Origin of the sequence: Crocosphaera sp. Alani8 (assembly GCF_038442745.1) — a bacterium.
Taxonomy (GTDB): Bacteria; Cyanobacteriota; Cyanobacteriia; order Cyanobacteriales; family Microcystaceae; genus Crocosphaera.
This window is the reverse complement of sequence record NZ_JARVCN010000055.1, coordinates 1-12365: the sequence shown is the minus strand read 5'-3', so window position 1 is coordinate 12365 and position 12365 is coordinate 1. Positions and strand designations below refer to the sequence as shown.

Below are 12365 nucleotides of genomic sequence, written 5' to 3'. Positions count from 1 at the left end.
AAACAGAGGAGTAAGTAAAATGACCACTATCCTAAACCCCCACAAGTCCCTATCTGTTAACCCGTTAAAGATGAGTCAACCCCTAGGTGCAGCCTTAGCGTTTTTGGGGTTGCGGAAAATGATGCCTTTGTTTCATGGTTCGCAAGGATGCACAGCTTTTGCTAAGGTAGTCCTGGTGCGTCATTTTCGGGAGTCTATCCCCCTCTCCACTACCGCTATGACAGAAGTTAGCACCATTTTGGGTGGAGAAGACAATATAGAACAAGCCATCTTAACGATTTTAGAAAAATATAATCCTCAAATTATCGGTCTGTTAACCACTGGTTTAACAGAGACAAGAGGGGATGATATGCCCCGTATTTTAAAGGAGTTTAGGGAAAAGCACCCAGAGTTAGAGAATTTTCCAATTGTTTCTGTTTCTACCCCTGATTATAAGGGTTCATTGCAGGACGGTTACACCGCCGCCGTAGAAGGTATTGTTTCTGCTGACTACGGTAATGTGCCGAACGATGAACCTCCAATGGTGGGCATGAAACCCCAGGTAACGGTTTTATGCGCCTCCCATCTGTCACCGGGGGATGTAGAAGAGATCAAAGCCATCGTTGAAGGGTTTGGTATCACTCCTATTATGATTCCTGACTTGTCACGTTCTTTGGATGGTCATCTAGAGGATGATTATCACACAGTAACCACAGGGGGAACAAGTTTAACCCAATTAAAACAGTTAAACCGTTCTTGTTTAACTTTAGCTGTTGGGGAAAGTATGACTAAAGCAGCTTCAATTTTGCAACAACGTTTTGGCACAAAATATAAAGTTTTTCCCCGTTTAGCTGGTTTAGATGCAGTTGACTCTTTCTTATGGGAATTGTCGCAAATTTTAACCGCCCGTTGCGATCATCACTTCCCTATTGTACCCAATGTTCCAGCCCATTTGCAACGGCAACGCCGTCAATTACAGGATGTAATTTTAGACACCCATTTCTATTTTGGCGGCAAGAAGATTTCTTTAGCCCTAGAACCAGATTTACTCTATCAAACCGCTTGGTTATTGACAGAAATGGGAGCAACTATTGAAGCGGCGGTTACCACAACTAAGTCACCACTTTTGGAAAAACTTCCCATAGAAACCGTTACTATTGGAGATTTAGAAGACCTAGAAGAATTGGCTACAGGTTCGGATTTAATTATTACCAATTCCCACGGTACTTCCTTAGCAAAACGTCTCAAAACTCCCTTATATAGAATGGGTTATCCCATCTTCGATCAACTGGGTTTAGGCCAACGTTGTTTGGTGGGGTATCGTGGCACTATGAAATTTTTATTTGATGTGGGCAATATTCTTATGGAAGAAGAAGCCAAACACAGTCCCGTTGCTCTACATTAATGCGGGTTAACTCCTGAAAGTTTCCCTTTATTTCATTCATCTGAGAGGAAAAACATGAAAGTTGCATTTACTACTAGCGATAACGTCCATGTCAATGCCCACTTTGGTTGGGCGAAGAATATTGACTTATATGATGTCTCCCCCGACGGCTTTGATTTTGTCAACACCTTAGAATTCGGTGGAGACTTAAAAGAAGACGGTAACGAAGACAAAATTGTCCCCAAACTAGAAGCATTAGACGGTTGTACTTTACTCTATGTAACTGCTATTGGTGGCAGTGCGGCAGCCCGTTTAATTCGTCAAAATGTTACTCCTATTAAAGCTCGAACCGAGACAGAAAAAATTGATGAAATTCTAACAGAATTAGTCAAAACTTTAAAAGGAAATCCTCCCCCTTGGTTAAGAAGAGTTCTGCAAAAAGAAGCAGGAATTGAACCAACACCTAATTTTTTAGATGATGATGATGATGACGAATAAGAAGTGAACAGTGAACAGTGATTAATTTAACTGGTAACTGGTAACTGGTAACTGTAAACTAATTATTTGACCGAAAAATTCTATGAATAATTAACAGCCAAATAGTGTAGAATTGTTCATAGGTAGCAGAAATTTTCTCACAATAATTGTTATTATGGCAACAACAACAACCAACTCAGAAACCCCAACTATCTTAGTTGCAGACAGTCCTTTTCTACAAGCATTAGTTCAGCAACTTCGGTCTTACGATAGCTTTGGTGTGTATCGTACTTGGACAGATGAACTTGTTATTGCACCTTACGTTATTCCTAAGAAGAAAAGACGGGAGATTTCCCTAGAAGGAGACATTGATCCTACCACACAATTGAGGATTATTTGTTATTTTCGGGCCATCGCAGCCTTAATAGAACAAGAGACAGGATTATTGTGTCAAGTTGTTGTTGACTTGAACCACGAAGGTTTTGGCTGGGCTTTAGTCTGGGGCGGAAAACTAATGGTAGTTTCTCGCAGTTTACGGGATGCTCATCGCTTCGGTTTTGACACCTTAGAAAAGTTAAACGAACAAGGAACAAAATTAGTCAATTCTGGCATTGAATTGGTGCAGAGATTTCCTGAAGTTTCCAAACTATAAATTGAAGAGGACAAAGCAACAGACAATAATTAGTTGTGAGTCCTCCCAATAGTAAACCCTTAAACTGAGGTAAAAAATATGACAGTAGCCACTGAAAATAGTCCTACTCCAGAAGCCTTTGCTGACCTAAAAAAGAAGGTTCGTAAACTTAATTCCAAAGCCGGTCAGATGAAGATGGACTTGCATGATTTAGCCGAAGGATTACCGACGGACTATCAAGACCTCATGGAGACCGCACAAAGAACTTACGATATATTCAGCGAGTTAGATCAACTCAAAAAACAACTAAAAAACTGGGAGGAAGCCCTAAAATGACCCTGACCACCGATACCCCAAGAACCTTTGCTGAGTTTACCAAACTCGTGGACACCGAAGACTACCTAAACTTCTTTGATATTAGCTATGACCCTTCTTTTATTAACGTTAACCGTCTGCATATTCTTAAGCAGTTCTCTATACTTATCAAGCAAGTCGATGAAGCCTTCCCCGGTATTAGTGAGAGTGAAAAATTAGAGAAATATAAATTAGCTTTCCAAGAAGCTTACGAACTATTTAAAACCTCTAGTCCCCTGGAAACCAAACTCTTTAAAGTCTTCCAAGATGTCCCCAAAAACGTCGTTTTATTGGATGATTTAGCTAAGCAAGCAGAAACCCTCTAATAAGAGTTCGCAGTTGAATAAATCTCCCCAACCTTCCCAGTTTCCCCATCGTTAACCCCCATTACTGTCATGAACTTCACTCCGACGGAACGAGAACGTTATTCACGACAAATACAACTCCCTGGTTTTGGGGAAGAAGGGCAAAAACGTCTCAAGGACTCCACTGCTGTAGTTACTGGGGTGGGGGGACTGGGTGGTACAGTTGCTCTATACTTAGCAGTGGCTGGTGTTGGGAAAATCATTCTGGTTCGCGGGGGTGATTTGCGTCTGGATGACCTCAACCGCCAGATTCTCATGACCAATAGTTGGGTGGGTCAACCCAGGGTGTATAAGGCCAAAGAAACCCTCCTAAACCTTAACCCCGATATCGAAGTAGAAACGGTTGCTGAGTTTGTTACAGCAGAAAATATTGACCCTTTGGTAAAACAAGCAAATATTGCCTTTGACTGCGCCTTTGACTTCAAAGAACGCAACCTTTTAAACAAAGCTTGTGTCCGTTGGGGAGTTCCCATGGTAGAAGCCGCCATGAGTGGCATGGATGCGTACCTAACTACGATTATTCCTGGAGAAACCCCCTGTCTATCCTGCATTTTCCCCGAAACCCCCGAGTGGGACCGTTGGGGGTTTGGTGTACTGGGGGCAGTTTCTGGCAGTTTAGCCTGTTTAGCGGCTTTAGAAGGTATCAAACTCCTAACAGGATTGGGAGAAACCCTCGCAGGTCAACTGTTGACAATGGAACTTGGTACTGCCACTTTCGCCAAACGTCGCCCGTACCACGACCCAGACTGTCCCGTATGTGGTAACTTTGCGAAGGAACGGTTAGGCAGTTATGTGGGAAAGCAGAACACTTCCAAGCAGAAGGCAGGAGGAATTCAAAATTAAGAATTACGCAACAATTCAATTCTAAATTCTAAATCCTCAATTCTACATTTTTAACCATGACTGTCACTCTTACTGAAAAAGCTTCTTCAAAACTTCGTACCTTTTTAGAAGGAAACACCGTTACTGGCATTCGCGTTGGGATTAAAAGCGGCGGTTGTAACGGCCACGAATACGCCCTCAATCTAGTCAAAGAAGCCAATAATGAAGATGTCTGCTTTGAACAAGATAATGTTCTTATCTATGTTGACCCTAGTAGTGTGTCTTTGTTGGATGGTGTGGTGATCGATTTTGTCGATAGTTTAACTCAGGGTGGTTTCACTTTTACTAACCCCAATGCAACACAAACTTGTGGCTGCGGTAAGTCTTTCTCTACAGCAAACTGCGGTAGCCAAGCCACATCCTGTGGCTAAATAAAGCTTTGATTTTTGATGATTTTTTCTTCTAAAAATAGAAGAAATTAATTATTAAAAATCAATGGTAAACGTTCCTATCTTTAGGGAGAACACTTATGAGTGCAACTTATCAAGTTCGTCTAATGAAAGTTGTTAAAAGAAAGAATAAAGAGACGGGTAAAAAAGAAGAGATCGCCGAAATGGATGTCACCATCGACGTTCCTGAAGATCAGTACATTCTTGATGCAGCGGAAGAACAAGACGTTGATTTACCCTCTTCTTGTCGATCTGGGGCTTGTTCAAGTTGCTTAGGTAAACTGGTAGAGGGAGAAATTGACCAAGAAGATCAAAGCTTTTTGGATGACGATCAACTAGACCAAAACTGGGTACTTCTTTGTGTTGCTTATCCACGTTCTAATTGTACGTTCAAAACCCACCAGGAAGCTAATTTGGTTTAAATTATCGACCGATTTTCTTCATCCATCTGCTAGGAAAGTCGCGGTTAAGTCCACGACTTCCTATCCCTAATTCAAACTTCAAGGGAAAGATTTTATGGATACTATTCAACAACAAAATAAATCACTTTCTCTGAGGTTTCCTATGAATTTGAGGTGGAAAAAGTTTATTTATAAAACAGCATTTTGGATGATGGGAGAGATTGTTCTCAATCTCTTAGGTTTAGATAATGTTGCCGATTATAGCGAATTTCTTTTTGGTCATGAATTAGAATTATCTAAAAAAAATCATAAAACAGTTAAACTTTCTTGTCTTAAGCCAAAATTTTGCGACAAAATTAACGAAAATTGCCCCGTAGATGAAGTAGCTTTACAGTTTTCAGATTCTCCTATCGAGGATTGTATTACTAATCATCGAGTATTTTTTAAGAAATGCACAAAAATTAAACATTATTGTATCAAGGCTTCATTATTCTCTGATTTATCGTACAACCTAAAATGGGAAGATTATAGCCGTGATTCGTGAAAAACTAGTGCAGAAATATCGAAACTTAGTCAGTTACTCTTATCCTTACATTAACTCCCTATTGAATGATTGTTATATTAAAATTATTGACGGCTGCTTAAATCCTATTTCTCCCCCTTATTATTATTTAGGAATTTACTATGTGGGAAGACAGGGTAAAGAAATTATTTTGTACCAAGAAGAACTTAAAAAAATTGCCAAAACTTTTGGCATGATTGATGTGGTTTTTCTAGATGCAAAAAGATTGATTCGTGACCCAGTATCCACACTTAAAAAAGAAAATCCTCGTCTTTGGTTAGAACTTTATTGGATTTCGACTAAAGTGACGACTAATCTAGATTAATTATTAATTCTTATTATTAAAATGACGCAACAGGATGATGACAAAATAAGATAATAATGATAGAGAAGATTGATAATAAATGGGGTTCAAAAATAGATAATTATTTAAGTTGTGTATCTCTAGTTACTGTTTAAAATAGACAAAAAAATTACACTGATAACAAGGTACAAGAAAAACAGATGAAGTGTAATCAGTGTCCTGATAGTTGTCAAAAGAATATCCAAAATTCTAATAGTTTTTGGCAAAGGTTTTTACCAAAGTCCTTAAATATTAAATCTCGAGAAATTATTTCTGAAGGAACTATTGCCTTGGTGGGTTGTCCTAACGTAGGGAAGAGTCTTTTATTTAATGTTTTGACTGGGGGTTATGCCACGGTTTCTAACTATCCTGGAACCACTGTAGAAGCCTCTCGTAACTATACTAAAATTGCGAGTAAAACTATCACGATTATTGATACACCAGGGATGTATTCTCTAATTCCAATGACAGACGAAGAACGATTTTCTCGGGAGTTATTATTCCAAGAACCTTTGGATTTAGTTGTTCATGTCATTGATGCTAAAAATCTCAGTCGAATGTTAAATTTGACCTTTCAACTAATAGAAACTCAGCTTCCTCTTATACTTGCTGTTAACATGATTGACGAAGCAGAAACATTAGGAGTATGGGTAAACGAAAAGCAATTAGAAGCATCTTTGGGTATTCCTGTTGTTACTTTATCTGCAGCCCAACAACGAGGCATTAAAAGTTTAACCGCTAAGATGGCTAACTATGTCCACATTCCTGCGCTATCCTACAGCTATTGAAGAAGGAATCACTAAAATAGAGTACCTTCTAGAAAGCGATCATAACGTTGTGAAAGCGGCCATTGAACCGTTAGTATCGCGGCGTTCTTTAGCCCTTTTATTATTACAGAAAGATCCCTTACTATGGAAAAAAGTTCGCCAAGAAGAACCCAAATTTGAAGCCATTGAAATGGTGGTAGAGTCGGTGCAATCTCAATTTAGTGATCCTTTGGTTCTCGTAATAGCTAAAACTCGCCATCAAACTGCTAAAAAATTTGAACAATTAGCCATTGTAAAAATCAAAAAAAAGTCCACAGAGAGCGAGGAGTTTTTTCATCGTTTAACCGTTAATCCTCTAACTGGGTTTCCGATCCTTTTTGTGATTATTTATTTGGGAATTTATCAATTTGTGGGTTGCTTCGGTTCAGGGATTTTAGTTAATAATTTTGAAGGGGTTTTTACACAGCAAATTAACCCTTTAATCGATGGGATAGCTTATCATTTATTGCCTTGGACTACTTTACAAGATTTAGTAGCTAACGAGCAGGGAATTTTGACATTGGGTGTTCGTTATGCCCTCTCAATTATTTTTCCCATTGCAACCACATTCTTTCTGATTTTTTCTATACTCGAAGATAGTGGTTATTTACCCAGGATTTCTCTATTGATCGATCATTTATTTAAAATGATTGGCTTATCGGGTCGTTCTATTATTCCTCTAATTTTGGGCTTAAGTTGTGGCAACACGGGGTCATTAGTCACCCGTACCATTGAGAGTAAAAGAGAACGTTTTGTTGTCTCTTTACTATTAACATTAGTCATTCCTTGTTCAGCACAATTAGGAATTTTTATTGGACTGCTTTCTCAAAACTCTACTGCTTTAGTTATTTGGGTTATTTGTATTGCTTTAATTTTTGCTACTGTTGGCTCATTAACCGCTAAAGCACTACCGAGAAGTTGGTCTTATTTTTACATGGAAATTCCCCCACTTCGTATGCCCCATTTACGACAAATTTTAACTAAAACCTACGGTAGAGTTCGTTGGTATTTAGGTGAGGTTATTCCTTGGTTTATTCTTGCTTCTGTTATTATTTGGTTGGGTAATTTAATTGGAATACTGCCTTTGTTAATCCATATTTTAGAACCCATTATGCTCAAGTTAGGTCTGCCACCAGAAGCCTCAACTATGTTTATTTATGGCTTCTTTCGGCGAGATTATGGAGCAGCTGGAATGTTTGATTTACACCATTCTGGACTGTTAGAAGGAAGGCAATTAGTGGTGTCTGCTGTAACATTAACGCTGTTTGTTCCTTGTTTATCTCAGTTTCAATTTATGGTCAAAGAACGAGGTATAAAAACCACCATTGCTTTGAGTAGTTTAGTGATTGTTTTTGCTTTCTCTATGGGCTACTTCTTAAACAAAATACTAGTTATTATGGAGGCAATTTAGGGATGTTTACTCAAACATTTAACATTGAATCTTCTGCTTTGAACCTGATGAAAGAAAAGGAAAAAGGTGTAATCACTCAGTTTAGAAAAAATGATGAAAATTTACTGAGAAAAATGATTGCTATTGGTATTATGCCAGGACTTTCTATAACCTTAGAGCAGAAATTTCCTTCCTATGTCGTTAAAGTTGATAGCACAAGAATTGCTATAGATAGGTCTATTGCTAAAGCAATTTACGTCAGAAAAACAAAGTGAATGATTCCCAGTATTGTAAGCATTCAGCTATCAGTTGTCAGTTACCAGTTACCAGTTACCAGTTATTAGGTATGACTTTTCACTGCTCACTGTTCCCTGAATTTCAGTCACTTTTGATACAATAAGCCAATGGTCGACTGCTGATAGCTGAACCCGTAACAAATCGTTCCACATTATTGATACTAGGAAGTATTATGAACCTCGATTTTTCCCCCGTTTGGATATCATTAAAAACCGCAGCTTTAGCAACCGTAATTGCCTTTTTTCTAGGAGCGATCGCAGCTAGGGCTATGTTTAGATACCGAGGAAAAGGAAAGAGCTTAATCGATGGAATTTTAACCGCTCCTCTAGTGCTTCCAGCGACGGTTGTAGGGTTTTTTCTCTTATTATTATTAGGAAAATACGGTCCTATTGGCAGACTTTTAAGATTATTTGATATTAATGTAGTATTCACTTGGTACGCTGCAGTAATTGCAGCTACTGTTGTTGCTTTCCCTTTGATGTATAAAACGGCATTGGGAGCCTTTCAACAAATCGATACCAACCTCCTAGCCTCAGCCAGAACCCTTGGAGCAACAGAATGGCGAGTTTTTTGGCGCATATTAGTACCTCTAGCCAGACCTGGCTTAATTTCAGGGGTATTACTCTCATTTGCTCGTGCTTTAGGAGAGTTTGGTGCAACCCTAATGTTAGCAGGTAGTATTCCGGGGAGAACCCAAACCATTCCCATCGCCATCTTTTTCGCAGCTGAAAGCGGAGACACCCAAGAAGCTATGTTATGGGTTGGTATGATGTTAACCCTATCCTTAAGTATTGTGGTTGGGGTAAACTATTGGAACGATCGCCGTCCCCATCAACGGAGAAAAAAACGGGCAAAAGAAGGCTATCTTACCCTGGTGGATGAAAGTTTACTCCCCTGGGATCACCCCCTCACACCCTTAACTTGGGAATCTAGCAGTACAAATATTTTACCCAATCCCATCGAATTAATCGTTGATATACAGAAAAAATTACCAGAATTCACCCTGGATGTTTCCTTTTCCAGCAATCAACTCCCTCTGGGACTGTTAGGAAGTTCAGGAGCCGGAAAAAGCTTTATTTTGCGCTGTATCGCAGGATTAGAAACCCCCGACGAAGGTTGTATCATTCTTAATGGTCGTGTTCTATTCGACTCCCGTAGAGGGATCAATCTTCCTATTCGCGAACGTCGAGTTGGTTTCCTGTTCCAAAACTATGCTCTTTTTCCCCATCTCACAGTAGCTCAAAACATCGCCTTTGGTCTTCCGAAAACCCTTTCACCCCTTGCCATTCGTCAACGGGTAGAAAAACAACTGATTGGGGTGCAATTACAAGGATTAGGTGATCGCTATCCTCAAGAATTGTCGGGAGGACAACAGCAAAGAGTAGCTCTAGCTAGAGCCATAGCCAGCGAGCCAGATATATTACTATTAGACGAGCCATTTTCCGCCCTAGATACCTATTTAAGGGATCAACTAGAGAAACTTCTTAGACTCAGTTTAACCCACTTTCCAGGAGCAACCCTGTTTGTCTCCCATAACCTAGAAGAAGCCTATCGTATTTGTCCCAACCTTTTAATTTTAGACGAGGGACAAATAATAGCCCACGGACCCAAACAAGATATTTTCGACTTTCCCCAATATTTTCGAGTCGCCCAACTCACCGGTTGTAAAAACTTTTCTCGCGCCCTTATTCATTCTGAGAATACCATCACTGCCCTTGACTGGGGATGCACCCTACGGGTTTACGAGCCGATTCCAGAGAGCTTAGCCCATGTGGGTATCCGCGCCCATCACCTCATCTTTACAGGGCTAAAAGGCGAACAAACTCGCTCTTATGAAAATATTTTCCCTGCTTGGCTCACCACTGCTAGTGAAACCCAACACAGGATGACTTTGTACCTCAAGTTAAACTCTGCTCCTACCAGTCCCTTCGACTATCATCTACAAGTGGAGGTTTTTAAAAACACTTGGAATGCCTTGCAAAAACTCCCCCAACCTTGGCAAATACAGCTTCATCCCACACGCCTCCTGTTACTACAGAATGCCAATAGTCCGATGTGCTTTGAATACAAACCTATTTCCCCGTCAATAATGAGCGGTGAACAGTGAGCAATAACTGTTAAGTGTTTACGGAGGCTTTTGTGTTGAATGATAATGGATAACTCATAACTAATAAAATGGATAAACTCTCTTGGTATTCTGCATCAGAAGAAGTAAAACAGTTGTTAGTATTAGCGACGGATAACTGGGAAAATAGCAGTTTAGCTGAAGAATATATTAACCAAGCTTTGGAAAAAGCAGGGGATAATATAGACGTTTTGGTGGGAGCTTATCGTTTCTTTTTCTATAAGAATAAGCTAGAAATTGCCCTAAGAATTGCTCAAAAAGTCTTAAAATTTGTTGAAGACAATGAAAACTTACCTATTGAATGGGAACAGCTACAACCAATTTTAAGGGAACGTCAAACGGAAGCCAATATTAGGCTTTATGTTAATGCTTATGCGTCTCAGGGTTACATTTTGGCCAAAATGGGTCAAATTGAAGCCGCCAAATTAATTACTGAACGGGTGAAAACCATTGATAAGCATAGAGAATCTTGTGCTACAACTGTATTTGAAGTATTAACAAAACAGCCAGACGACGATGATGAATAAATTTTTTTTCATCATAACCGCCCGAGTTATAGCAGTTCCCATACTTGTGAGGTACAACTTTTTCTAGTTTTAGGAGTCAGGAGTTCCTCACTCCGTTCCGGCGCTATCGCACAGGAGTCAGGAGTCAGGAGTTATAACCTAAATATTGGGTGTACCTCATGAGTGTGAGAAACGCTATATCTTCAAAAAATACTGTATAACCCGAAAAAAGTCTTAAGAATGGTCTCAGAAACCCAAAACCTACTACTAGAATAAAAGGAACTTCTCACAGTATTGGCAAAAGAATGAAGATAAGAAGGTTGTCACTAAGCTTATGGTTACTTTGTGCATAAATTTATCCTTTGTGTTCGTTCTTAAACTTTTTATCTGTTAGTAGTTTATTCGTCACTCTTACCCTTCATTTAAGGAAATATTATGTCACAATCTCGTCAAGAACAATATTTTAATTTGATCGATCAATTAATGCGTTGTCCCAATGGAGAAGAACCCAACGTATTAACAGAAAATAGCGAATTATTGGATCAAGGATTTATTGAATCTTTGGTACAAGTTTCTACTATGATGGCTCACGAAGATAACCCCGACGGAGCAAAGTTTTTGATTCATGTCGCCCGTCAATTAGCAAAAGAATTGGGTTTATATCCTGAAGTTCCTGTTAATAGTTAGAACAGTGAACAGTGAACAGTAACTTATAACTGTTCACTGCATCAATTGATTATGTTTAAAAGTATTCTTTCCATTTTTTTACAAGAAAATTGCCCTCTGTGTGAAAGAGCAACCACCGAAGAAGTTTGTCAATATTGTCAGAAACAGTTAAAAAGTTGTCAATTGAAAAATCCTCACGCATCTTGGCAACAAGACTTACCTTTATTTGTTTGGGGTAAATACGACGGGAAATTAAAACAAGCGATCGCTGCTTTAAAATACGATAAGAATTCTCAAATTGGTGAACTTTTAGGGTTTTGGTTAGGAGAAGTTTGGCAAAATTATTCTTTAATTAATACTAAAATAACTCCTTTAGTTATTCCAATTCCTCTTCATAAAAATAAAGAACAAATACGAGGATTTAATCAAGCAGAAATCATAGCAAGAGGATTTTGTCAAGTTACAAAATACCCGTTAAACAAGAAAGGTTTAATAAGAATACGTCAGACAAAAGCCATGTTTAACTTGGCTACCAAAGAGAAAGAAAAAAATATCAAAGGAGCATTTAAACTAGGCAAATCCCTAGAAAATAATCCCTTATCTAGACCAGTTTTATTAGTAGATGATATCTATACTACGGGGACAACTGTTAAAGAAGCCACAAGAATTTTACGCAATAAAGGCATTAATGTGTTAGGAGTGGTTGCCGTTTCTACTCCCCGTCATCTATATTAAAGAAATTAGGATTCAATGGGACATATAGCAGTTCCCATACTTGTGAGGTACAAATTTTTCTAGTTTTAGGAGT

Annotated in this window: 17 protein-coding genes; all 17 read left to right on the top strand. The window is 38.9% G+C overall.

The genetic code is table 11. The features are described 5' to 3' along the window. Positions 1-19: 19 nt before the first annotated feature. The 17 genes from nifN to P9B04_RS04295 all read left to right on the top strand — a co-directional run bounded on the left by nifN (position 20) and on the right by P9B04_RS04295 (position 12292). Entirely contained in the window at positions 20-1384 is a 1365-nt protein-coding gene (nifN, locus tag P9B04_RS04375; RefSeq protein WP_342053778.1) for a nitrogenase iron-molybdenum cofactor biosynthesis protein NifN, read from the top strand. Between the two features lie 54 nt (positions 1385-1438). After that, positions 1439-1861: a nitrogen fixation protein NifX gene (gene nifX, locus P9B04_RS04370; RefSeq protein WP_342053777.1), complete on the top strand. Its 423-nt coding sequence runs from the start codon at positions 1439-1441 to the stop codon at positions 1859-1861. Positions 1862-2015: 154 nt separating this feature from the next. Then, entirely contained in the window at positions 2016-2492 is a 477-nt protein-coding gene (locus tag P9B04_RS04365; RefSeq protein WP_342053776.1) for a NifX-associated nitrogen fixation protein, read from the top strand. Positions 2493-2570: 78 nt separating this feature from the next. After that, positions 2571-2807: a CCE_0567 family metalloprotein gene (locus tag P9B04_RS04360; protein WP_342053775.1), complete on the top strand. Its 237-nt coding sequence runs from the start codon at positions 2571-2573 to the stop codon at positions 2805-2807. Then, positions 2804-3151 (top strand): nitrogenase-stabilizing/protective protein NifW, encoded by a 348-nt coding sequence (gene nifW / locus P9B04_RS04355; protein ID WP_342053774.1) that lies wholly within the window; start codon positions 2804-2806, stop codon positions 3149-3151. The genes P9B04_RS04360 and nifW overlap by 4 nt, the downstream gene beginning before the upstream one ends. Positions 3152-3220: 69 nt before the next feature. Next, positions 3221-4033: a HesA/MoeB/ThiF family protein gene (locus P9B04_RS04350; protein WP_342053773.1), complete on the top strand. Its 813-nt coding sequence runs from the start codon at positions 3221-3223 to the stop codon at positions 4031-4033. Positions 4034-4089: 56 nt separating this feature from the next. Next, entirely contained in the window at positions 4090-4443 is a 354-nt protein-coding gene (locus tag P9B04_RS04345; RefSeq protein WP_342053772.1) for a HesB/IscA family protein, read from the top strand. Between the two features lie 98 nt (positions 4444-4541). Continuing rightward, entirely contained in the window at positions 4542-4883 is a 342-nt protein-coding gene (locus P9B04_RS04340) for a 2Fe-2S iron-sulfur cluster-binding protein (protein WP_342053771.1), read from the top strand. A 94-nt stretch (positions 4884-4977) separates the two neighbouring features. Continuing rightward, positions 4978-5406: a hypothetical protein gene (locus P9B04_RS04335; RefSeq protein WP_342053770.1), complete on the top strand. Its 429-nt coding sequence runs from the start codon at positions 4978-4980 to the stop codon at positions 5404-5406. After that, the gene (locus tag P9B04_RS04330; protein ID WP_342053769.1) at positions 5396-5749 is read left to right on the top strand and encodes a hypothetical protein; all 354 of its coding nucleotides are present in this window, start codon (positions 5396-5398) and stop codon (positions 5747-5749) included. The genes P9B04_RS04335 and P9B04_RS04330 overlap by 11 nt, the downstream gene beginning before the upstream one ends. Before the next feature lie 179 nt (positions 5750-5928). Further along, positions 5929-6555, top strand: coding sequence for a FeoB small GTPase domain-containing protein (locus P9B04_RS04325; RefSeq protein WP_342053768.1), 627 nt, complete (start codon positions 5929-5931; stop codon positions 6553-6555). Continuing rightward, positions 6521-7984, top strand: coding sequence for a nucleoside recognition domain-containing protein (locus P9B04_RS04320; RefSeq protein ID WP_342053767.1), 1464 nt, complete (start codon positions 6521-6523; stop codon positions 7982-7984). The genes P9B04_RS04325 and P9B04_RS04320 overlap by 35 nt, the downstream gene beginning before the upstream one ends. 2 nt (positions 7985-7986) lie before the next feature. Continuing rightward, on the top strand, positions 7987-8238 hold the full coding sequence (locus tag P9B04_RS04315; RefSeq protein WP_342053766.1) for a FeoA family protein: 252 nt from the start codon (positions 7987-7989) through the stop codon (positions 8236-8238). Between the two features lie 194 nt (positions 8239-8432). Next, positions 8433-10367, top strand: a complete 1935-nt coding sequence (modB, locus tag P9B04_RS04310; protein WP_342053765.1) for a molybdate ABC transporter permease subunit — start codon at positions 8433-8435, stop codon at positions 10365-10367. A 68-nt stretch (positions 10368-10435) separates the two neighbouring features. Further along, positions 10436-10912 (top strand): hypothetical protein, encoded by a 477-nt coding sequence (locus P9B04_RS04305; RefSeq protein WP_342053764.1) that lies wholly within the window; start codon positions 10436-10438, stop codon positions 10910-10912. 414 nt (positions 10913-11326) lie between these two features. Beyond that, positions 11327-11578, top strand: a complete 252-nt coding sequence (locus tag P9B04_RS04300; protein ID WP_342053763.1) for a hypothetical protein — start codon at positions 11327-11329, stop codon at positions 11576-11578. Between the two features lie 51 nt (positions 11579-11629). After that, entirely contained in the window at positions 11630-12292 is a 663-nt protein-coding gene (locus P9B04_RS04295; RefSeq protein WP_342053762.1) for a ComF family protein, read from the top strand. Positions 12293-12365 lie beyond the last annotated feature (73 nt).

Coding starts and splice junctions, on each gene's coding strand:
- nifN (WP_342053778.1), top strand. CDS start 20: ATGACCACTATCCTAAACCCCCACAAGTCCCTATCTGTTAACCCGTTA.
- nifX (WP_342053777.1), top strand. CDS start 1,439: ATGAAAGTTGCATTTACTACTAGCGATAACGTCCATGTCAATGCCCAC.
- P9B04_RS04365 (WP_342053776.1), top strand. CDS start 2,016: ATGGCAACAACAACAACCAACTCAGAAACCCCAACTATCTTAGTTGCA.
- P9B04_RS04360 (WP_342053775.1), top strand. CDS start 2,571: ATGACAGTAGCCACTGAAAATAGTCCTACTCCAGAAGCCTTTGCTGAC.
- nifW (WP_342053774.1), top strand. CDS start 2,804: ATGACCCTGACCACCGATACCCCAAGAACCTTTGCTGAGTTTACCAAA.
- P9B04_RS04350 (WP_342053773.1), top strand. CDS start 3,221: ATGAACTTCACTCCGACGGAACGAGAACGTTATTCACGACAAATACAA.
- P9B04_RS04345 (WP_342053772.1), top strand. CDS start 4,090: ATGACTGTCACTCTTACTGAAAAAGCTTCTTCAAAACTTCGTACCTTT.
- P9B04_RS04340 (WP_342053771.1), top strand. CDS start 4,542: ATGAGTGCAACTTATCAAGTTCGTCTAATGAAAGTTGTTAAAAGAAAG.
- P9B04_RS04335 (WP_342053770.1), top strand. CDS start 4,978: ATGGATACTATTCAACAACAAAATAAATCACTTTCTCTGAGGTTTCCT.
- P9B04_RS04325 (WP_342053768.1), top strand. CDS start 5,929: ATGAAGTGTAATCAGTGTCCTGATAGTTGTCAAAAGAATATCCAAAAT.
- P9B04_RS04320 (WP_342053767.1), top strand. CDS start 6,521: ATGTCCACATTCCTGCGCTATCCTACAGCTATTGAAGAAGGAATCACT.
- P9B04_RS04315 (WP_342053766.1), top strand. CDS start 7,987: ATGTTTACTCAAACATTTAACATTGAATCTTCTGCTTTGAACCTGATG.
- modB (WP_342053765.1), top strand. CDS start 8,433: ATGAACCTCGATTTTTCCCCCGTTTGGATATCATTAAAAACCGCAGCT.
- P9B04_RS04305 (WP_342053764.1), top strand. CDS start 10,436: ATGGATAAACTCTCTTGGTATTCTGCATCAGAAGAAGTAAAACAGTTG.
- P9B04_RS04300 (WP_342053763.1), top strand. CDS start 11,327: ATGTCACAATCTCGTCAAGAACAATATTTTAATTTGATCGATCAATTA.
- P9B04_RS04295 (WP_342053762.1), top strand. CDS start 11,630: ATGTTTAAAAGTATTCTTTCCATTTTTTTACAAGAAAATTGCCCTCTG.